Annotated in this window: 20 protein-coding genes; 3 read left to right on the top strand and 17 right to left on the bottom strand. The window is 34.8% G+C overall.

Features of this window, described 5'->3' with window-relative positions; genetic code table 11:
* Window positions 1-43 precede the first annotated feature (43 nt).
* From G6534_RS09070 to G6534_RS09100, 7 genes are all read right to left on the bottom strand, one after another.
* On the bottom strand, window positions 44-640 hold the full coding sequence (locus tag G6534_RS09070) for an NAD-dependent epimerase/dehydratase family protein (RefSeq protein ID WP_059074870.1): 597 nt from the start codon (window positions 638-640) through the stop codon (window positions 44-46).
* 26 nt (window positions 641-666) lie between these two features.
* On the bottom strand, window positions 667-1,578 hold the full coding sequence (locus tag G6534_RS09075) for an aldo/keto reductase (RefSeq protein ID WP_059074869.1): 912 nt from the start codon (window positions 1,576-1,578) through the stop codon (window positions 667-669).
* Between the two features lie 113 nt (window positions 1,579-1,691).
* Window positions 1,692-2,774 carry a DMT family transporter gene (locus G6534_RS09080; protein ID WP_235586380.1) on the bottom strand — a complete coding sequence of 361 codons (1,083 nt, stop codon included), beginning with the start codon at window positions 2,772-2,774 and terminating at the stop codon, window positions 1,692-1,694.
* Between the two features lie 126 nt (window positions 2,775-2,900).
* Window positions 2,901-4,781, bottom strand: coding sequence for an LTA synthase family protein (locus G6534_RS09085; protein ID WP_182082616.1), 1,881 nt, complete (start codon window positions 4,779-4,781; stop codon window positions 2,901-2,903).
* An 81-nt stretch (window positions 4,782-4,862) separates the two neighbouring features.
* Window positions 4,863-6,476, bottom strand: a complete 1,614-nt coding sequence (locus G6534_RS09090) for an LTA synthase family protein (protein WP_161936664.1) — start codon at window positions 6,474-6,476, stop codon at window positions 4,863-4,865.
* Window positions 6,477-6,830: 354 nt separating this feature from the next.
* Window positions 6,831-7,412, bottom strand: coding sequence for an NAD(P)H-dependent oxidoreductase (locus G6534_RS09095; RefSeq protein ID WP_182082617.1), 582 nt, complete (start codon window positions 7,410-7,412; stop codon window positions 6,831-6,833).
* An 89-nt stretch (window positions 7,413-7,501) separates the two neighbouring features.
* The gene (locus G6534_RS09100; RefSeq protein WP_059074865.1) at window positions 7,502-8,353 is read right to left on the bottom strand and encodes a YitT family protein; all 852 of its coding nucleotides are present in this window, start codon (window positions 8,351-8,353) and stop codon (window positions 7,502-7,504) included.
* 447 nt (window positions 8,354-8,800) lie between these two features.
* On the opposite strand from G6534_RS09100, the gene G6534_RS09105 reads away from it, so the two are divergent.
* A complete protein-coding gene (locus tag G6534_RS09105) occupies window positions 8,801-9,661 on the top strand; it encodes an NAD(P)-dependent oxidoreductase (RefSeq protein ID WP_182082618.1) in 861 nt (286 codons plus the stop codon).
* Between the two features lie 61 nt (window positions 9,662-9,722).
* Here the strand turns inward: G6534_RS09105 and G6534_RS09110 are convergent, their stop codons facing one another.
* From G6534_RS09110 to G6534_RS09120, 3 genes are read right to left on the bottom strand one after another with little or no spacing between them, the layout of a single operon-like run.
* The gene (locus G6534_RS09110; RefSeq protein WP_082666972.1) at window positions 9,723-10,643 is read right to left on the bottom strand and encodes a sce7725 family protein; all 921 of its coding nucleotides are present in this window, start codon (window positions 10,641-10,643) and stop codon (window positions 9,723-9,725) included.
* Window positions 10,640-11,356, bottom strand: coding sequence for a hypothetical protein (locus G6534_RS09115; RefSeq protein WP_059074863.1), 717 nt, complete (start codon window positions 11,354-11,356; stop codon window positions 10,640-10,642). Before G6534_RS09115 ends, G6534_RS09110 begins: the two co-directional genes overlap by 4 nt.
* Window positions 11,346-13,718, bottom strand: coding sequence for an ATP-dependent DNA helicase (locus G6534_RS09120; protein ID WP_059074862.1), 2,373 nt, complete (start codon window positions 13,716-13,718; stop codon window positions 11,346-11,348). Before G6534_RS09120 ends, G6534_RS09115 begins: the two co-directional genes overlap by 11 nt.
* Window positions 13,719-14,148: 430 nt before the next feature.
* Between G6534_RS09120 and G6534_RS09125 the strand changes: the two genes are divergently transcribed.
* Window positions 14,149-14,700 carry a TetR/AcrR family transcriptional regulator gene (locus tag G6534_RS09125; RefSeq protein WP_182082619.1) on the top strand — a complete coding sequence of 184 codons (552 nt, stop codon included), beginning with the start codon at window positions 14,149-14,151 and terminating at the stop codon, window positions 14,698-14,700.
* A gap of 11 nt (window positions 14,701-14,711) precedes the next feature.
* On the opposite strand, the gene G6534_RS09130 is transcribed toward G6534_RS09125, so the two are convergent.
* From G6534_RS09130 to G6534_RS09160, 7 genes are all read right to left on the bottom strand, one after another.
* Window positions 14,712-15,551, bottom strand: a complete 840-nt coding sequence (locus tag G6534_RS09130) for a methyltransferase domain-containing protein (protein ID WP_082666971.1) — start codon at window positions 15,549-15,551, stop codon at window positions 14,712-14,714.
* Between the two features lie 9 nt (window positions 15,552-15,560).
* Window positions 15,561-16,127, bottom strand: a complete 567-nt coding sequence (locus G6534_RS09135; protein WP_059074860.1) for an SOS response-associated peptidase — start codon at window positions 16,125-16,127, stop codon at window positions 15,561-15,563.
* A gap of 52 nt (window positions 16,128-16,179) precedes the next feature.
* A complete protein-coding gene (locus tag G6534_RS09140) occupies window positions 16,180-16,602 on the bottom strand; it encodes a DUF805 domain-containing protein (RefSeq protein WP_059074859.1) in 423 nt (140 codons plus the stop codon).
* Between the two features lie 11 nt (window positions 16,603-16,613).
* On the bottom strand, window positions 16,614-16,952 hold the full coding sequence (locus G6534_RS09145) for a fluoride efflux transporter FluC (RefSeq protein WP_059074858.1): 339 nt from the start codon (window positions 16,950-16,952) through the stop codon (window positions 16,614-16,616).
* Window positions 16,952-17,365, bottom strand: a complete 414-nt coding sequence (locus G6534_RS09150; RefSeq protein WP_059074857.1) for a fluoride efflux transporter FluC — start codon at window positions 17,363-17,365, stop codon at window positions 16,952-16,954. The genes G6534_RS09145 and G6534_RS09150 overlap by 1 nt, the downstream gene beginning before the upstream one ends.
* 55 nt (window positions 17,366-17,420) lie before the next feature.
* Complete coding sequence (gene gnd / locus G6534_RS09155; RefSeq protein ID WP_059074856.1) at window positions 17,421-18,344, bottom strand: phosphogluconate dehydrogenase (NAD(+)-dependent, decarboxylating); 924 nt, start codon at window positions 18,342-18,344, stop codon at window positions 17,421-17,423.
* A 121-nt stretch (window positions 18,345-18,465) separates the two neighbouring features.
* Entirely contained in the window at window positions 18,466-19,026 is a 561-nt protein-coding gene (locus G6534_RS09160; protein ID WP_182082620.1) for a hypothetical protein, read from the bottom strand.
* A gap of 228 nt (window positions 19,027-19,254) precedes the next feature.
* Between G6534_RS09160 and G6534_RS09165 the strand changes: the two genes are divergently transcribed.
* Window positions 19,255-20,646, top strand: a complete 1,392-nt coding sequence (locus tag G6534_RS09165) for a hemolysin family protein (protein ID WP_059074853.1) — start codon at window positions 19,255-19,257, stop codon at window positions 20,644-20,646.
* Window positions 20,647-20,893 lie beyond the last annotated feature (247 nt).

The following is a 20,893-nucleotide window of genomic DNA, read 5'->3' on the forward strand; positions in this document are numbered from 1 at the left end:
AGAGCATTATGGTGTCTTTTATATTTATAACAACAGTGAATGATTACAATTTATCAATATCGTCAACGCCCAAAGTGACATTTTCCTTATCATTATCCACAGCATCTAAGGCTGCTAAGGCAACCATACTGACAGGTAAACTACGGTACTTGGAATCAGAATCAACTTTATCATCATCGGTCACCATTGTAGCTGGTCTCATGATAACCGTTCTAAAACTACGCTTATTCAAGTTATCTTCAGCGTCACGTTTAGTACTGATATAACGCCTATTAGCACCAGGAATATCATCAGCTGAAATATAAACAAAGACTGGAACCTTGTTCTTTTCAGCTGCATCGGCAATATTTAGAGCACTTTGATAATTAACCTTCTCAAAAGTTAAGTTCTCATTTTGACTTTCTTGATATTCACCAATTGTGTCAACAACCACGTCAGCGTCCTTTAGATAATTTTCCCAAAAGCCAGTGCCTAAAGCATTTCCGACTTTCCAGTCTACTTTGCTATACCATGATTCATTGCCTAAAGGTTCACCGGTTCTAGAAACACTTGTTACTGAATCTCCATTTTCGATAAATTGTTTAGCGAATTCGCCACCTACGAATCCATTTGCACCAAAAATTACTACTTTTCTTGCCATAATTAAAAATCCTTTCAATTTAAAACTTATTCAAATGCTTCATCAATCACATGGTAATCAGAATTACCTAACTCAACACTCAAAGATTTCACGTTTTGATCTACTTGGGCTGGTTTTCTAGCACCTGGTATCACGATAGAAATATCTGGATTCTTCATATACCATGCCAAAACTACTTGAGCAACGGTTGCGTCGTACTTATCAGCAATTTTTTGAACGACATCAATCGACTTCAAGATATTATCGAACTCATCTTTAGTAAACTGCTTAAATTTCTTATAATCAGAAGCATTATATTTACCCGTTAACAAACCTGAAGCTAATGGGAAATATGGCACAAATGAGATATTATTCTTTCTCAAATATGGGAATAAACTTTGTTCGGCATCCCGATGTACCAAACTGTAATTATCTTCCACAATATCAACTAAACCATCTTTATTAGCTTCTTTAATTTGTTCCAACGAGAAGTTTGAAACTCCGATTGCTTTGATCTTTCCAGCTTTCTTTAACTCATTCAAAGCGGCCACTGCTTCATTCTTAGGTGTTTTTTCATCTGGAAAATGAATATAGAAAATATCAATATAGTCAGTCTTTAAACGTTTCAAGGCTAAATCAACTGACTTTTTCAAAAATTCAGGACTATTATTATATTTCAAGTCATTATCAGGATCTTGAGCAGCCTTAGTAGCGATAACCAATTTACTACGATCATAGTTTTGAATTACATCGCCAATAATCTCTTCCGAACGACCGAGTCCGTACATGAAGGCTGTATCCAAAGTTGTGATACCACTGTCGATAGCTTCTTTAACAACAGCATAGCCATCTTCATCTTTTAAATTTTCAAATAGATTGTGTCCACCAACTTTGTTAGTCCCAAGACCAATCTTTTTACTAGTTACATCAGTATTACCAATTTTAATTAAGTTATCCATTCGCAAAACCTCCTTAATATCGGGTCGCTTGAAACCGCTACCTTCATAATAGCTCAATTTTTTGCAAAAAAATAAGATTATGCATAATTTGCATAATCTTATTAATCAATATTTTAGTCTTCAGAAGGTACTTCTCGATTCTCTTTTTTAGCTTCAAGAGTATCACGAACAGCTTCTTCAGTGGCTTTACGACGTTTGGCAAGCTCACTGTTTTCAATTTTATCTTTAACAACTTCCAATTCGTCCACTTCTTGATGAGCTTCAGGATTGTTACGTCTGAAGATTGCCATAACACGGTAAGCAATTTTTTCTCCCATAAGTGTAACTAATGAACCTAGCAAGATAACTACAATACCAAAGATCGTATTAACAGTCATTGCTTCGCCAAGAATTAGAAGTGATAGGACTGGTGCCAATGCAGGCTTAACTAGGAAAATCAATGAAGCCTGCAAGATTCCAACTTTTTCCATTGATAGGAAGTACAATCCAAATGCCACACCTGTGACTAAGATTGAAATGTACAAGATCAATGGCAAGGTTTGTAAGGAAATGCCTTGGAAGTATGGAATATTACTAAATTGTGAAAAGTTACTAGGAATAGCGTTAGCAACGGCTGGAATATGACTGATACCCATCAAGATACCGAGTTCTCCAGAACCGAATAAGAAAGCTAGACAAGTCATTGAAAGACCATTCAAGCCTATCTTTCCACCGTAAACACGTGACATAACACCGTAAACACCAAAGATAATTGATGATAATAAACCTAACATGATTCCCATTGCACCTGATAAGTGGAATGGATTAATAATAATCAATAAACCGACTAATGTGAGAATCAATGCTAAAACATTAGTTCTCGATAATTTTTCTTTGAGGAACACAAATCCGATAATCAAACCAAAAATTGGATTAGCACTCAACATGATAGCAATAACTGATGCTTTAGACATTCCAATTGAGATTTGATATAAAGTCATACTTACTACGACAATGACAAAGCCTGTCAAAGCAATACGACCCCAGCCAGATCTAGAAATTTTTACATTGTTCTTCTTAAGGTAAAGAATAGTAAATGGTAAGAGGGCTAGTCCACCAATCAAGAATCTAATAAAATTCAATTCGATTGGATTGAACTGTCCACCAGCAATCTTTAATGCAATTTCCATTGAACTGAAAAGAAATGTTGGTATCAATATGTATAGAAAACCCTTAAAATTCAAAACTTAATTTCATCCCCATTTTTGTTAGTGAATATGTTAAGTGTACTCCTACGAAAAGGGTTCCAAAAAATGAAAGTGTTTTCAACTCTAAAAAAGATATTATTTATTAATTTTGGACTTAATATAACCTTTACCCGCCGTTAGGTCATATTGAACTAAACGATAATCTTTTTGAACCTTACGTTGAGACTTAGTCAACTGATTAGACGAAATTTGTTTGCCATTTTGATTGACCATCAAATCCTCACTATTACCGACACTATTTTTAGCAGTGGCTGGCAATTGTTCTTGAACTTTAGTCAACAACGCATAGTAAGGCGTTACTTTTTGTTTCATCTGTTTCAAAGCAATAGGAATAAAACTGTTTGGATCAGTTATAGCTGTATTCTGTTCAATCTTTTTAGTTCCATAATTGTGACTCAAAGCATATTTATTACTATAAATGAAATAATCTGTTTCATGTTGTACAACGTTGTATTTTTCCATGGAATTTTTATCATACAATCCTGGCAAATGATCACCATACCAAACAACTGTAATCGGCTTTTGTATAGCATCTAACTTGTCCAAAAATTCCTTAGTCGAATTATCGGTATAATTAATTCCTTTAGCATAATTAGCAACTTGTTGTGGAATACCCGCTGCTGAACCCTTATAAGTAAATTGATTATTATCATACGTTACATTGAATGGCATATGATTTTGCATCGTCACTAAACTGATGAATTGACCCTTTTTTCTGGCATTAACTTGTTTCAAAGTTTCTTTATAGGAAGACTCATCGTCGACAAAGGTACTGTAGCTGAGTTTAGATTTGTATTCTAAAGCATCCTTGCCTTTAGTTTGAAAATTCTTGAATTTATTAAAGCCTAATTTGGGATAGACAATATCACGGTCATAAAAATTAACATAATATGGATGAATAGCCGCTGCATAATCAAAACTATTAATAATATTAATAGGATGATCTTGATTAACTACCAATTGTGTATATGGCGACTGCAATGATTTAGCAAATTGATTATAAGCTAGACCAGTAAAAGCCATGTATTCCATATTGGCTGTTCCGCCACCATAACCAGAACTTAACATCAATCCTGAGGTATTTTCTTGCTTTATTTGATTGATATTAGGAATAGGATCTTGATTAATCGTAACGTTTGGAACTCGTACTGGATCAGCAAAGCTTTCACTCAAAACAAAAATCAACGTCTGCTTATTCAAATTTTGATTAGGACGGTTTTGATTGATTTGTTGAGCCTTTTTTTGATACTTATGTAAGATATTTTGCATCGTTTCCTTGTTGTAATCTTGTGGCTTATCCATAATATCCGTATGAATATTACCCAAAAATGGCAATAAGGGCCCTGTGGTATTGGCTATTAAACTAATATTAGGTGCGAAGTTGATATAACCCGTTCTGGCAGTGACTTTATTCATAAAGGAGCCCTCTTTGTCAACGTTATAAAACGACCCGATAGTGGCGACTCCCAGGACAACCAAAATAATTCTTGTAATTAGATTAAAGTGCAAAGTTTTTTTCGAGAAATGTTTGCCCAAAAAGACACAAAATCCTATCACAATTACAAAACTTAAGATGGCTAAAATAACTATTTTCCAACTGATCATCGAAAATAGCTGTTTCCAGCTTCTTAAAAGCGCTAAATCACTAGGCATAATTGGTTCGTTTCGATAAGCCACTTTTAAGCGATTGGCCACAATGTAAATGCCAAAGAAAATATAATAAATGGCCGTTGCATAGAAGAAGCGATTAATCAAACCATAAACTGCTAGATATAATATGAACAGAATCGTTATTGTTAACAGATAAGCTGCTACATTAGTATGAAAAACAGCTTGGTTGGTAGCTTTAAAATCAACTGTTTGTGAAAGATGAAGTAGATAACCAACTAATGCGGCGGAAAACAACATGAATAAAAATTGTAACAAGTAAATAAAAAAAGATTTTTTAATATGCATATCCCCATACCCTTTATTTGACGTATATGAATATATTAATTTAAAACAACAAAAAAAACGAATCGATTTCCCAATTCGTTCCTATTTGTTAATACTTTTTTGTGTATATCCTTTGCCAGCAGTGAGATCATACTGAACTAAACGATAATCCTGAAGCAATTCTTTTTGTTCATGCGTTAAATCCGACTCTTTCACTTGTTTACTATCTTCATTAACGTACAAATTACTACTAGACTCATCGATATTTCTTGCCATAGCAGGCAATTTCTCTTGTACCTCAGTTAGTAAAGCATAATAAGGTGTTACCTTTTGGTTCATTTGTTTCAAAGCTAAAGGAATAAATCCATTAGGATCAGTAACTTTAGTAGCGTTATCTAACTTGGTCGTTCCCTGATTGTGATCACGGGCATATTTATTACTATAGACAAAATAATCTGTTTGGTGTTGAGCCACATTATTCTTATACATATCGTTACCATCATAAATTCCTGGTAAATGATCGCCATACCATACAATTGTAATTGGTTTATCGATTTTATCTATCCTATCCAAGAAATCCTTTGTAGCACTATCTGTATAACTCAAACCCTTAGCATAATTATTTACCTGATCACGATTTTTATCAGAAATAGCCGACCCCGTATTAGTAAATTGATTGTCAGTATAATTATTCGTATAAGGCATGTGATTTTGCATCGTTACTAAATTGATAAATTGGCCACCATTAATATGATTAACCTGCCATAAAGCATTATCATAAGCAGATTCATCACTGATATATTCCATTCCCGGTAAAGTCGTCGTATATTTCAACGCTGAATCCCCTGTCGTATCAATATTGCGAAAACTTTGAAAACCAAAACTCTTATAGACGCTATTGCGATTATAAAAATTGCCATGATAAGGATGAATAGCACTGGCAGTCTTAAAACTGTTGGCAATATTAATAGGATTTTCCTGCTTATTAACTACTTGTGTATATGGAGACTGTAACGAATTCGAGAATTGATTCAAAGCTAACCCCGTTAAGGTCATGTATTCCATATTAGCGGTACCGCCACCGTAGCCAGAACTCATCATCAATCCTGAAGTCGTTGAATTTTCAATATTTCGTATATTGGGCATTGGATCCTGATTCATTTTAAGATTGGGAACTCTAGTCGGATCAGAAAAACTCTCACTAAGGACAAAAATCAAGGTTTGATCAGAAAGATCATCATTATCACGATTTTTATTTATTTCATCAGCTTGTTCTTGGTACTTCTTAACTATCTTGGCCATTGTCTGCTGACTGTAGTCTTGTGGTTTTTCCATAATATTGACGTACATATTGCCTAAAAATGTCAGCATTGGACCATTAGTATTAGCTGATTTATTAATATTCGAATCTAGATTAGTATATCCAGAAGCTGCTAGTAAACGATATGTTAATGAACTATTATCATTGGCAGTATAAAAAATACCGATACTAAATGCTGTCAATCCAACAAAAATCAATCTCGTAATTGGCTTGAAACGCAACATATTTTTCCCAACGCGTATCTCTAGGAAAACAAATACCGTTATAACGATTACTAATGCTACCACTACAGCAACAATGAGCTTAGGAGTCAACATGGATAATAATGATTTTGTATTCTTCAATAGCAACAGGTCACTAGGTAAAATCGGCTCAGAGCGGTAAATTACCTTCATCCTATCGGCCACCGCATAAATCAAAAAGAAAACAAAAAATACTGCGGAAGAATAAAAGAAACGGTTAAATAAACCATATAACCCTAGATAAATAATGAAAATAATTGCCGTAGTGAGCAAATAAGTATTCCAATTTGTCCCAAAAACTATTTGTTTAGTGAAAATCAAATCACCGGTTTGTGCCAAATTTAAACAAAAGCCGATCACAAAGGCCGCTAATATCATAAATATTAACTGTAACCAGCCTAAATTATTCCTTCTCTTTCTATGCATTAAAACGCCCTCATAATTACAATGTTATTAAAAGATATTATAACGCCGATTAAACTAAAAAAAGTCTAATCGGCGCTATTTTTATCTATTCGCATATAAATCAGGTAAATCATCTAAGAATTTTGCCCGAATCTGGTCAGTAGTGGTATTAACTTGACCAAAGTGAATCCATTTAACAGTTTGTGGATCAATTCCCAAATCATTCAATGTTCGTGCAATAAAAACATCTTGAATTGGATTGCCACAATTATTTTCTAAGTACTCTTTAGTTACTGTCGACGTCGTTATAACGGTAGTTTTTTTAATGTTGGTCAGCAAACCCTTCCAGCCGTTGTCTTCGTTATATGCAAAACCATTCAACATCGTCTTATCTAAAAAGCCTTTTAACATGGCTGGTAAATTATGCCACCAAATTGGAAAGATGAATACTAATTCATCTGATGCCGCTATTTTACGCTGGTATCTTTTGACTAATTCATCACTAGTCTTACCTTGACTATAGACTTTCAAATCTTCTTCAGAGAGTACTGGATCAAAATGATCGCCATAAGGATCGATTATTTCAAATTCCTCATCATTTTTTGAGAACGAATTAGTTAATCGATTCAAAATCTCATGATTAAAGCTCCCCGTGTATGGATGAGTATAAATAACAGTTTTCATATTAAAATCTCCTTCATACTTCACATTAATCTATATTGTAAACGATTTCCAGACCCAATTAATAAATATTTTTATACAGTTTTTTGAAATTAATTATCGTTAAATTTACCTGCAATGGACATTGTTGGCTGGATATTGATAAATGCTTGTGGATCTTCTTTTAAAATGATTTTTTTAGCAAAAAACAATTGATATTTAGTCAAAACCATCGTAATTGAACCAATCTCTTCACCAGAATATGCACCACGCAAATGATAATCGAGTGTTAAACCACGGTTAAGCGATTTGAGCAATTCTTTCGAAATATCATCGACCCGATGACTATATACTGTAACGGTAATTTTTTGTTGTTGAATATACATTTTATCTATTACCATATTAGTAATGTAAATAGAAATAATTGTATACAAAGCTAGTTCCCAACCGAAGGCAAAGCCTGCAATCGTAATGATAACAGCATTTATGGCAAAGCTAACTTGACCAACTGAACTTCCGGTGCTTCTTTGCACGATCAAAGCGATAATATCAGTACCTCCAGTCGAGAAGCCGTAACGGAAACAAAGACCAATTCCAGCCCCGGATAGGATTCCACCAAAGACGGCTGAAAGTAGCGGATCTTTAGTGATTGGGTATAACGGTATAAACAAAATAAATATTGAAGCTGAAGCAACTGAAATAATCGAAAGTATCGTAAATTTCTTTCCTAACTTCAACCAAGCCAAAATAATCAATGGTAAGTTCAACAAGACATACCATAAATAAACAGGCGTACTCGTATGTGCAAACTCATTCAACAAGTTCACGATTAACTGTGATGCACCAGTAACACCACTGGTATAAAGCTTTGCCGGCTGCAAAAGTAATTGAATACCTAGAGCCGAGGTTATTCCATAAAACAAAGCTGCTAAAATGCTTTTATAGTAGTCCTTAATAAATTTCACGAAATACCCCTCCTATCTATTCTTTAGTTATTTCTAAATTTAAGTTAGTGTAGCGTGCCGTCCTCCATAGCAAAGAAAATTTGGCTGGAACGTAGTGGGCACGACTTGGAGCCTTTGCTAAGACCAAAAACGGGCAAAGTCTTCAAGCTCGGCCTTATTCTAAGCAACAAGTTGCTAAGAATAATTTCACTACTGAGCCAATTTTCTTTGCTATTCCGGACTAGATAGTAGTTCTTTTTTATCACTGGAGTAACAAGTAAAAGACGTTATCTAGTCGGTAGTGACAGTTTTGTGGATGCTGGAATTGATAACGGAATTTAACACTAACTTGATTAACAACATCAACTGAATTATAGCAAACAAACATGGTCAATAAATAGGTAATCATATCATTAACTAGAAGATTTTTCGTATAATATAATTAACTTGATGATTGGAGGAAGTAATATGCAAAAAATTGGTTTCATTGGTACTGGCGTTATGGGTAGCGGTATCATCAATAATCTATTGAAAGCTAACTATGATGTTGATATTTATACTAGAACAAAATCAAAGGCTGAACCTCTGATTAATGAAGGTGCTAAATGGTTCTCTGATCCTAAAACTGTTGCACAAAATACCGACGTTATTTTCACTATGGTCGGTTTCCCACAAGATGTTGAAGATGTTTACTTTAAAGATAATGGTATTTTTGCCGGATTAAGTGCTGGCAAGATTATCGTTGATATGACAACTAGTACACCTACCTTAGCCAAAAAGATTGGTCAAAAAGCTGAAGAAATTGGTGTTGAATCAATCGATGCTCCTGTTTCAGGTGGTGACGTTGGTGCTCGTGATGGCAAATTAACTATCATGGTTGGTGGTAATAAAAAAGCTTTCGAAACCCTCAAACCAATCTTTGAGATTATCGGTAAAACTTCCCACTATTTCGGTTCATACGGAGCTGGTCAACATGCAAAGATGGCTAATCAAATCATGATTGCCGGAACAATGACTGGTTTAACAGAAATGTTTGTCTACGCTAAAGCAGCCGGGCTAGATCTACAAGCAGTCCTCGAAACTGTCGAAGGCGGTGGCGGAGATAACTGGAGTCTAGAAAATTACGGTCCTAGAATTCTCAAAGGAGATTTCAAACCAGGCTTTTATTCCAAGCACTTCCTAAAAGATCTTCGAATTGCACTTGATGAAAGTGAAAAGATGAATTTAGACTTACCAGCTACTAAGCAAGCTAAGAAACTTTACGAAACCTTAGTCGATGAAAAGGGTCTCGGTAATGACGGAACACAAGCATTAATCAAATTGTGGTAATAAAATAGGACATCATTAGAATTCATGCAATCAAAACTGCGTGCGATTCTAATGATGTCCTTTATTTATTTTCTAATTCTAATAATCTACTCATCAATTCAAAATGGTGCATCAATGATAATTTTTTGACTACTCCTAAGCCAGGAAACTTGTTCTGCTGTGCATAACTCAATAATTCTTCCAAAGCTGGAGTTTTATTGAGACCAAAAATATTCTTTTGACACCAAGGTATCATTTTGTTTAAAGCTTCAAAAAATTTTTCCCTTTGCCCACTCATTTTCTCATTACTATCGGAAACAAAATGATGAATTCTTAGTTCACCAGTCTTAGTCGCATAAATTACATGTAAGGCAATTGCCCGTGATGGCATCCCCTTATCAAAATAAACATGTCCAACCATTGAATAGTCACCAAAACCTTTAAAATCATCCACCTGATGATACCAATCCGCCGGTTCAAAAAATTCATCTTCCAATAATTGATAATCCTCAACATGTTTAACAAAGGTCAACGGATCTGTCAATTTAACCGATTTGTCAAAAACAAGTTGTTGCATGCGAGCAACATCGGGAATTAAAACTTTATCCACAGTTTGCAAAACACGCGTTTTTTGATAAGCCTTTAACAATTCATAATCTTTAGCAATCAACAAAGACTTTTGTGAGCCGCTAGTTTGAACGAATTCACTACTAAAATCAGCTGCCAAGATGGCACTTGGATAAAAGAAATTTAACTTTGATAAATCTGGCAAAGGAAATAATTTTGTATCATTCAAGCCATAAACACTAACTTGTGGGTTCGCTATAACGCTAAATGGATGTTGAAACTTTATCAAAGTTCGAACCGTCTGCAACAGCTCTTTGGAATCTCTAACTGGCTCGATTATTGGAATGATATTCTTACTCAAAAGTTTCTTCTCAACTAATTCCTTTAATGCCAATAAATCATACATCCTACCTCGTAAATAAGGATAATAAATCATAATTTATCCTCCAAATTTGGTTGATGCAATTTTTGTAATTCTAATTTCAAAGTTTGGTACTGCTCATTGCGAGCATCTAATTCCTCTTGAAGTGAATCAATAGCCTCATCCTTCAAATCATCTACAAAACGGTCATAAAGATTGTGATCCGGAGTGTAGACATCATAACCAGCTTTGGAACGCTTTTTTAATTCTTTGAATAATTTATCATCAGAATACAATTGCAGACCCTTTTCAACTTTTTTGGCCTTATCCACTTCTCTAAATAAAGAAGCGACAAAATGACTAGTCAGCTTAGTCTCATCCACTTGTAAATCCTGATATTGAGCCTTTTTAGCTACGGTCAAGAATCCTGGTGCTCGTAAGGTTTGTGGTGAATTTTCGATAGCTTTTTTATCAAAAGCTCGATAAATTAAAACGCCGATATGAGTAGGAATTTCATTTTGAACTTCTTCAAACAATTTTTGTGGTAGGACAAAATAATTGTAGTTACCGATAAAAGATAATTTAGCTTTGGAATGAAAATCAGCTTTTGTAACTTTTAATTCATAACAACGCCATTCAATCTTGCCATCAGTTAATTGTTGATAACTCAAAGTATCCACGATTCCCTTTTTGTCAGGCATCGATACTTCTTCGACCACGTAGGAACCTTGTTCTAAGCAATATTGATATAGCGTACTTTCTAAATTTTTAGTTAACTTAGTCTTCATCTGAAACTCCTTTCCAAAACTTATCCACAGCTTGTTGTAGTTGCTTTACTGAATTTAAATTCTGTCGATTTTGCCAATGATTAGGGAAAAGCTGTGTATAACGAAAACTAGCAAAACGCTGATCCAACAACAAAATAATTCCCTTGTCGTGACTACTGCGAATCAATCTTCCAGCAGCTTGCAAAACATTATTCATACCGGGCATCTGATAAGCATATTCAAAACCATGTCCATTTTCCTGATCATAATAATCACGTATCAGATTATTCTCTGCACTAAGTCCAGGTAATCCCACGCTGACAACGGCAACACCTATTAATTTATTACCTCGTAAATCGATACCTTCCGAAAAAATTCCACCAAGAACGCAAAATCCTAATAATGTATGATCAGGATTATCCTGAAATTTATTTAAGAATTCATCACGAGCCACATTATTCATTGCACTTGTCTGTGTAACTGTTAGAATTTCTGGATATTCTTCCTCAAAACGCTCTTCAATCTGCTTTAAATAGCCATACGAAGGGAAAAAACATAAGTAATTACCTTTTTTACCGCTAATCAAAGTATGTAAACTTTCAACGATATCATCTTGACTAAAAGGACGTTGTCGATAAGTTGTTTGAATGTACCGTGTGACCATAATAACTTGATTTTGTGCAGGAAAAGGAGACGGTAATTGATATGCCAAACTGTTTTCTTTGCCACCTAAAACGCTTTGATAATAGTCCATTGGCGATAACGTAGCTGAAAAAAACACTGCTCCTAACCCTAAATCTAACGACTTATCTAAGAAGTGGCTAGGATCTAAGCATAACTGTTTAACAATTAGATTTTTATCTTCAATCACGATTCTTGTCTTATAAGTATCGTCATATAACGCTCCGATTTTGACAAACGTTAAACTATCGAAGAAGTAATCTTTGGCACTCTCGAGAAAATCCGACGGCTGTTGGTCTGCTATCCAATCAGTCATAAAGTCATTAAATTTACTCAAAGTATTCAATAGTTTATCTGGGACATCAGAAGTAATTCTTTCAGTTAAATCGTCTTCTTTTAGGACTTTCTTCATCTGATTGAATACTCGCCGAACTTTCTTTATTTGTTTTTGAAAATCAGCGCTTGGTTGCGTATTGATCTTCTTGGCTGCTTTTAACAAACTAGCAATTTTTTGATCACTGATTTGAGCTGAATACATCGATCGAGAACGACTGACTAGATTATGTGCCTCATCAATTAAGAAGAAATTATCAGTATCTTTTTCAATAAAGAAACGTTGTAAATAAACTAACGGATCGAATAAATAATTGTAATCACAAATAATCACATCACAAAATAACGAAGCATCTAGTGAAAATTCAAAGGGGTCAACTTGGTGCTTCTTAGCGTATTTTTCAATTACTTCACGGGTAATACTGTCTTCATTAGTCAATAAGTCTGACAAAGCTGGTTTTAAACGATCATAATAGCCAATCATATAAGGATCTTTATCTGGTGGAACATCTTGTTCAGGAAAACGAATCTTGTCTTTCGCTGTCAACGTAATACTCTTTAATTTCAGTCCCTTACTGGCCATCAAATCAATTGCTTCTTCAGCGACTCTTCTGGTGCTCTGCTTAGCTGTTAAATAAAATAGTCGCTGAATTTTTTCTTCTCCCATCGCTTTAATAGCCGGAAACAACGTTGAAATCGTCTTTCCAGTACCCGTCGGTGCTTCAACGAATAATCTGGTTTCATATAAAATCGTCTTATAAACTGCTGCCGCTAATTCATGTTGACCAGTTCGAAATTGTGGAAAGGGAAATTGTAATTTTTTAATTGAAGTATTGCGTTCTTTTCGTAAATTAGCGCGCAAAACTAACCAATACTCATATTCATTGATTAAATCCTTAAAAAATTTGTTTAAATCATCACGACTATAAACTTGTTCATCCGTCATAATCTTTTCGGTACTAACTTGGAAATACGTTAACCTTAAAGTCACGTGATCAAATCGTGGATAATCCTTTAAAATCAAGTAACCATAGACCTTGACCTGTCCCCAATACAATTCCAAGGTATTATCGCTTAATTCTTCAAATGGTTGATCAGAAGTTTTAATTTCTTCAATCAGAGCATTCTTATCAGTGATTTTTAAACCATCGGCACGACCTGATATCAAATATTCGTTATCATTCATCGTCACTTCAGTTTTTAAATAGACTTCACTCTGATAATCTGGATCCTTACTACGCTTTTTTTGCAAACGACGGTGAATTCGTGCACCATTCAAGGCTGTATTTTGACTATTTTTAGTCTCATTTAAATCACCACTGCGCAAGACGAATTCTACTAATTGCCGAATTCCAATTTTAGTCGCCATACTTTCCCACCTCGTAATTGTTAATTAACATTGTAAAACATACGTTCTGTTTTGTCTTTATTATCCTAATTTAAATACTCATAAAATTTTAGTTAAATTTCGTCGTCCGTCGTCTGCTATTTTTATTCCCAATAATTAAGACACAAAGAATAAAGCCACTATCTAGTCCGGAATAGCAAAGAAAATTGGCTCAGTAGTGAAATTATTCTTAGCAACTTGTTGCTTAGAATAAGGCCGAGCTTGAAGACTTTGCCCGTTTTTGGTCTTAGCAAAGGCTCCAAGTCGTGCCCACTACGTTCCAGCCAAATTTTCTTTGCTATGGAGGACGGCATATTACACCAATCAACATAAAAAAAGAACCAAATTTCCTGTGTACTTTTATTTAAAAAATTATATAATTGAATTCACTTGAGAATATTTGGGGGATACGATGCCTACAACTGAAGAAACTCTAGCTTTGTCATTATGTGATATTTTAAAGAGAAAACCAGTCGATAAAATTACCGTTAAGGATATCGTGACTGAATGCAACTTAACTCGACAAACTTTTTATAACCACTTTTCTGATATTTATGAACTAGTAGAATATGCAGCTTGTACCAACGCCCGAAAAATTCTGGATAAAACTGCCAGTTATGATAAGTGGCAATGTGGTTTCTACGCCGTTATGACGATTATGCAAAACAACAAAACCATCGTCAAAAACGCCTATCAATCTAATTATCGTGACTTGATGGAAAAATACATCTTCAAGGTTATTTATAGCTACGTAATCGATATTGTAGAAAAAGTGGCTGAAGATATGATCGTTGAACAAAAGCATAAAGATTTCATCGCCCACTTCTACACATTAGCCTTATTAGCTCTAATTCATGAATGGGTTCAAAATGACCTTAAAGAAGACCCTAAAGAAATCGTTCAACAAGTTGCTACATTAGTTCAAGGTGATTTCAAAAACGACCTACAAAAATATGCCAAATAAAAAATCGTCGATTAATTTCGACGATTTTTTTGTTGTCCGACTAAAATAGTTGAACCAACTGTAATGTTTTTAACTTGTGACCAATCAATTTTTGATTTATCGACGTTGAATAAAAGTGGCGTCATATTGATAAACGCCGTTCTAACTTCTTCTGTCACTGGATAAGTTTCCGTAGCATCTATTTGATCAATCAATTCATAATGTTCTTCAAAATAATCTAGAACTTTTTTATTCGAATACTCTGCTTGTTGCAACTGGTCCTTTGCTACTTGGCGCAGCTCCTGAACGTGAAATTGATTGGGAATAACTTTTAAAACATAGCCAGCATCTAAAATACGATTGAACTCCGCATAATTAGCTGGCGAAAAGACATCAATGATACCCTTGACCGTATTATCTTGAATTGGTAAATGAGCCAAATCACCCACAAACCACTTCACCGGCGTATTAATACCTTTAGCTGCCAATTGAATTGAATCTTTAGAAATATCGAAAGCCAAAACATCCTTAATCCCCGCTTGAGCAATTTTTTTAGCATAATAACCTTCGCCACAGCCAACGTCTAAAATGCTTTCTAAATGTAATTTTTTAATCAATTCAACTAACTTATTAGCGATATGATCATACATGCCATGTTCCAAAATTAAATGACGATTTTCAAAAGAATCGCGATCATAATTTTTGGATGCCTTATTATTTAAAACAAAGTCAACAAATCCTTTTTTAGAAATGTCGAAACAATGGTCATTACTACAAAACAGACTATTGCCAACTAATTTTAGTTCTTTTCCACAGATTGGACATTGAAAGAAATCTTGACTGTTACTAAATTTTTGAATCTTATCATTCATAATAAATACCTATTTTTCTGCTTGTGAGTACAATTGTGGCATTGCCGTATCCAAAAAGTTTTTAGCAAAGTCATCGTTATAAATCCAAGCATTGATTTGATTTTTTTGTAAGATCAATGGCATTCGATCGTGAACAGGTACCATTGATTCGTTGGGTGCCGTTGTAAATAAGATGCTTTGAGCTACATTGTCAAAGTAGTTGTAACAACCAGCGATAAAAAGCGTCTGAGGATCATTAGAGAAATTAAATTTATATTTTTGTTTGGCTTTATTCCATTCAAAAAAACCTGTGGTTGGATAAACACAACGCCGTTTTAAAAATGAATCTGCGAACATCGGTTTTTGTTGCACCGTTTCACTACGGGCATTGATCAGTGATTGACCAGTTTTAAAGCCCGGAAAGCCCCACTTCATACCGACAACTTGAACTTGACGATTTCCAGCAATAATCAAAGCTGTCTCATCGGTCGGAAAAACTTCACCCGTTTTAGGATTGAAGCCAGCATTCTTTGCTAACTGATAAATTCGTTTTATTTCAGGATTTTGATCAGGTTCAAACAAAAATCGTCCACACATATTTTTCCTCCAACAAAAAACTAGAACATTTCTGCTCTAGTTTAACAAAGTTTTAGATTGTTTTGGGAAAACGATTGCCTAGATTCCGTTGTGGCAAGCACAATAACACTATCAAAGCAATAGCTCCAACGAATGGAACTACTCCTAACAACACCCACCAACCGCGCATTTTTCGGTCATGTAAACGTCTAATAATGGCAGTAAAGACAGCAATCCAATAGTAACCCATCGTTATAGCCAGCACTACGCCAATGATTGAACTCCAATAATAATCCATTACCGGCATTTTAGTTAGAATAAATGTTAATAATGCCACAATGACATAAGCTACAATACTAAAGCCTAAATAGCCCCACCAGAAATCCTTGCGACTCATTCTTTTAGCACCAACAAAGAGATCTTGAAAATATAATTTAGTTGAAGAAATAATTCCTGGTCGAAAGCTTTCATTCCAAATTGGTTCTTTTATCTGCATAAAAAAATCTCCTATACGTGTATTCCTATGACAAATCCTAGGATACCAAAAATATAAGTCAAACTGAAATAAAGAAAACAGCGAACGAAGCGTCGTTGAAACCATAGTTGACTCAATTCCATGTTCAAGGTTCCAAAGGTAGTAAAACCACCACAAAAACCAGTTCCTAACAATAATAAAGCAGCGTTATGAATTTGTGCAGTGAAGATACCTAATAATAACGCTCCAAAAATATTTATCAACAATGTTATTACTGGAAAATCAATTTTTATTTTACTTTGTAAGAGTGTCAATTCATTTCTTAAAATTGCGCCAACACTTGCACCTAGACCAACAATTAAAAAATTCATTAGTTTCGCTCCCTTTTGGCATAATCGATGAATGCTCGACTGGCAGCCCAATAATTACCGAGTAGCGCTACAACAAAGCCACCAACAATCGTTACAAACAAGTAAATCGCCAATAAAAACCAACTACCATTTTGGTACAATCGATAACTATCGGCTATAAAGGTTGAAAAGGTCGTATAAGAGCCTAATAAACCTGTACTCAAGGTCAAAATTGTTTTCGGTGATAAATTATATCTGTCTTGCAAGTAATGAATCAAAAAAGGCATGAAGAATGCACCTGTTAAATTGGCTATCAAAGTTCCCCAAGGAAAACCGTTGGATGCCTTAAAAATCAAACTTTCTAGATAACGCAAATCACTACCGATAAAAGCTCCTAACAATACCAATAAAAATATTTTTCCACGTTCTTTCACCAAAAAACTCCTTACAAAAAAAGAAAAAACTTGCCAACGACAAGTTTTTCATTAATTATTTTTTATCTTTATTTCCGTTATTATTTATTTCAACAACGTGTCCACCAAATTCGTTACGTAAGGCCGCTACGACTTTACCAGTGAATGTATCATCCTCTAATGAACGATAACGCATCATCAATGAAGCTCCAATTACAGGTGTTGGAACTTGCAATCTTAAAGCTTCTTCAACTGTCCATTTACCCTCACCAGAAGAATGCATTACACCTTTAATTTCGTCTAAGTCTGGATCCTTTGAAAAGGCTGATTGTGTCAATTCCATCAACCAACTACGAACAACTGAACCATGTTGCCAAACATTAGCCACCGCTTCATTGTCATAATCGAATTCACTATGTTTCAAAACATCGAAGCCTTCGGCGATAGCTTGCATCATACCGTATTCAATACCGTTATGAACCATCTTCAAGTAATGACCGCTACCAGCTCTTCCAGTGTATAAGTAACCATCAGTTTGTGCAATTCCTTTGAAAATAGGCTCGATATATTCAAAAGCTTTTTCATCATCTCCACCGATCATGAAATTACCATCACGGTTTGCACCACTCATACCGCCTGATGTACCAACATCGAAGAACTTAATGTTTTTATCAGTTAGGATTTTATTGTGTCGCAATGAATCTTTGTAAAATGAATTTCCACCGTCAATCACGATATCATTTTCATCCAAAATTTCGCTCAAGGTATCGATTGTTGTATTAGTTGGGTCCCCCGCTGGTAACATTACCCAAACAATACGTGGTGCATCCAAAGCCAAAACCGCATCTTTAAGGCTTTTTTCAACACGTGCACCCAAAGTTGAAGCATCGTTTCTGGCACCATCATTTAAATCAAAAGCAACTACTTCATTACCGTTACGAATCAAATTCTCGGTTAAATTGATTCCCATCTTACCGAGTCCAATCATTGCTAATTTCAAAATTAATCCTCCTAAGTTGTTATCACAAGTTCTAATTATACATAAAAAAGCCGCACCAAAATCAACATTTTGGTACGACCCGATTGCTTAAGAGGTTGATATCATAAGGTTTATTGGTTGATTAGCCCATGAACTTGTTCCACCAATGACCTTTCTTGTCATCATTAACCTTTTCGTTTACACGTTCTTTGATGTTTTCATCTTTTTTCGTGTCATTATTTTCAACTTTTTCTTCAGCTTGTTGCTTCAAAGTATCCAACTCAACTTGGAGTTGTTCTTTTGATTTTTGAGCATCATTTAACTCTTGTTGTAATTCTTTAATAGTTAATTCACGCTTCTTATTTTCTGATTCTAATTTAGCAACAGTTTTTTGCAAATCTGCAATTTCATCGTTTTGTTTAGTGTCAGTAGGTTCTTTGGCATCGGCAGCAGGATAAATTTGTGCAGCTGAAGTTTCTAGAGTCATCTTTGGTCCATGACTTAGTTTGACCATTTCTTTAAAATCTTCAATATTTTTCTGAGTGTAGAGACGATTATTCTGACTATTACGCTCAAAGTATTTACTATTGGCAGTAGTCTTTTCGACTATCAAAGAATATTTACGTAGCGTTGCAACGCTGATCCCCAAGTCCTTTGCGGCTTGTGCAGGAGTTAATAGGTTGTTAGTTTTTACTTTACTCAAAAGGATTCCCCCAAGGTTGTTTCATTCTCTTCATTATAAAAATAATGATTGTTAAGTTCAACTACAAAATTCATAACGAACTCAAAATAAAATTGTCCTAGCTATATTTTAACCACTAAATTGGATATACTGAAGATGAAAAGATAAAATATTTACTCTTTGCCGACACAGTCGGTTTTTCTTTGGTGTATAATTCGATTTACAGGAAATAGAAGGGGAAATAATATATTGTCAAGTTCTGCAATTACAACAAATTTTATTATCATACTTGTTACCTTTATCTTTGCCTTCTTCTTTGTGGCTGCTGAGTTTGCTTTAGTTCAAACTAGATCCAGTCAACTAGAAGATGCCATTCAAAAAGGTGAAGGAAACAAAAAGAAATTACAACGTGCTTTAAAGATGGTCAATAATCTAAACGAATACTTGTCGACTACTCAAGTTGGTACTAGTATCGCTGGTATCATTTTAGGTTGGATCGGTGAAAGTACCATCGAATACTTACTGATAGAAGTACTAGGTGTTGCTCATATTTCTGCCGGTGGTAGTAGTGGCCTACATGCTTTGAGTTCAATCGTTGGTGTTTTACTACTAACTTATTTGGAAGTGGTTTTAACAGAAATCGTTCCAAAGAATATCTCAATCGATATGCCAATGAAGATGTTGATGTTAGTCGTTACGCCATTACGTTTCTTCCACGTTGCCGTTTATCCGTTCGTTTGGTTACTAAATGTTTCCGCATCTGGAATCGTCAGACTAATGGGTATGAAACCAGCTGATAGCGAAAATGAGGTCTTCTCACAATCTGAAATTTTGAGATTATCTAAGTCTTCGATCAAGGGTGGCGACATGGAACCAGATGACGTTATCTTCATGCAGCGTGCCTTTGAGTTGAATGATAAAGTTGCGAAGGATATCATGGTCGATCGGACAAGTCTTTATGTTGTCGATATAACGGATAAAGTCAAAGATGTTATCAAAGATTATTTACAACAAGGTTTCTCTAGATTCCCTGTTGTAGCGGATAATGATAAAGATAAAGTCTTAGGTTACGTTTATGCATATGATATCGTTCGTCAAAACCAAGTCGATGGCGATGTTGGCATCAGTCGTATCTTGCGTTCTGTCAATACCGTTCCCGAAACCATGCCAATTCAAGATATCTTATCCAAAATGATCAAGAAACAGACACCTATAGTTATTGTCGTTGATGAATACGGTGGTACTAGTGGTATCGTCACTGATAAAGATATCTACGAAGAATTATTTGGAACAGTTAAGGATGAAATCGATGATGTTTCTGATGAATACATTGTTAAAAATGAAGATGGTTCATACAATGTTTCTGGTAAGACTACGTTATACGATTTTGAACGTTACTTCAGAACCGACGTTAGTGAATTTCAAAAATCCGATATCATTACCGTTGGTGGTTACTTAATTGAAAAGTTCCCTAACCTACAAAAGGGTTCTACCTTTGATATGGATAACTTCCATTTTGAAGTTGCAGAATTCGATCACGGTTTCGTTAACTGGTTCAAAGTTACCGTTGATAAAAAAGCCGTTACGAAACAAGATAATTTAGCATCATTGACTGACGTTGATGATTTGAAAGATAAATAAACTGAACAAAAAAGTTGAATCCACATTGGGGTTCTTTCTTAAGTTAGTTTATAATTCCGTCCTCCATAGCAAAGAAAATTTGGCTGGAACGTAGTGGGCACGATTTTGAGCTTTTGCATAAACCAAGTGCGCAAAATCTCAAAACTCGGCCTTATTCTAAGCAACAAGTTGCTAAGAATAACTTCACTACTGAGCCAATTTTCTTTGCTATTCCGGACTAAATAGTAATTTTCAATTTTTTATAGGA

Origin of the sequence: Companilactobacillus pabuli (assembly GCF_014058425.1) — a bacterium.
Lineage (GTDB): Bacteria > Bacillota > Bacilli > Lactobacillales > Lactobacillaceae > Companilactobacillus > Companilactobacillus pabuli.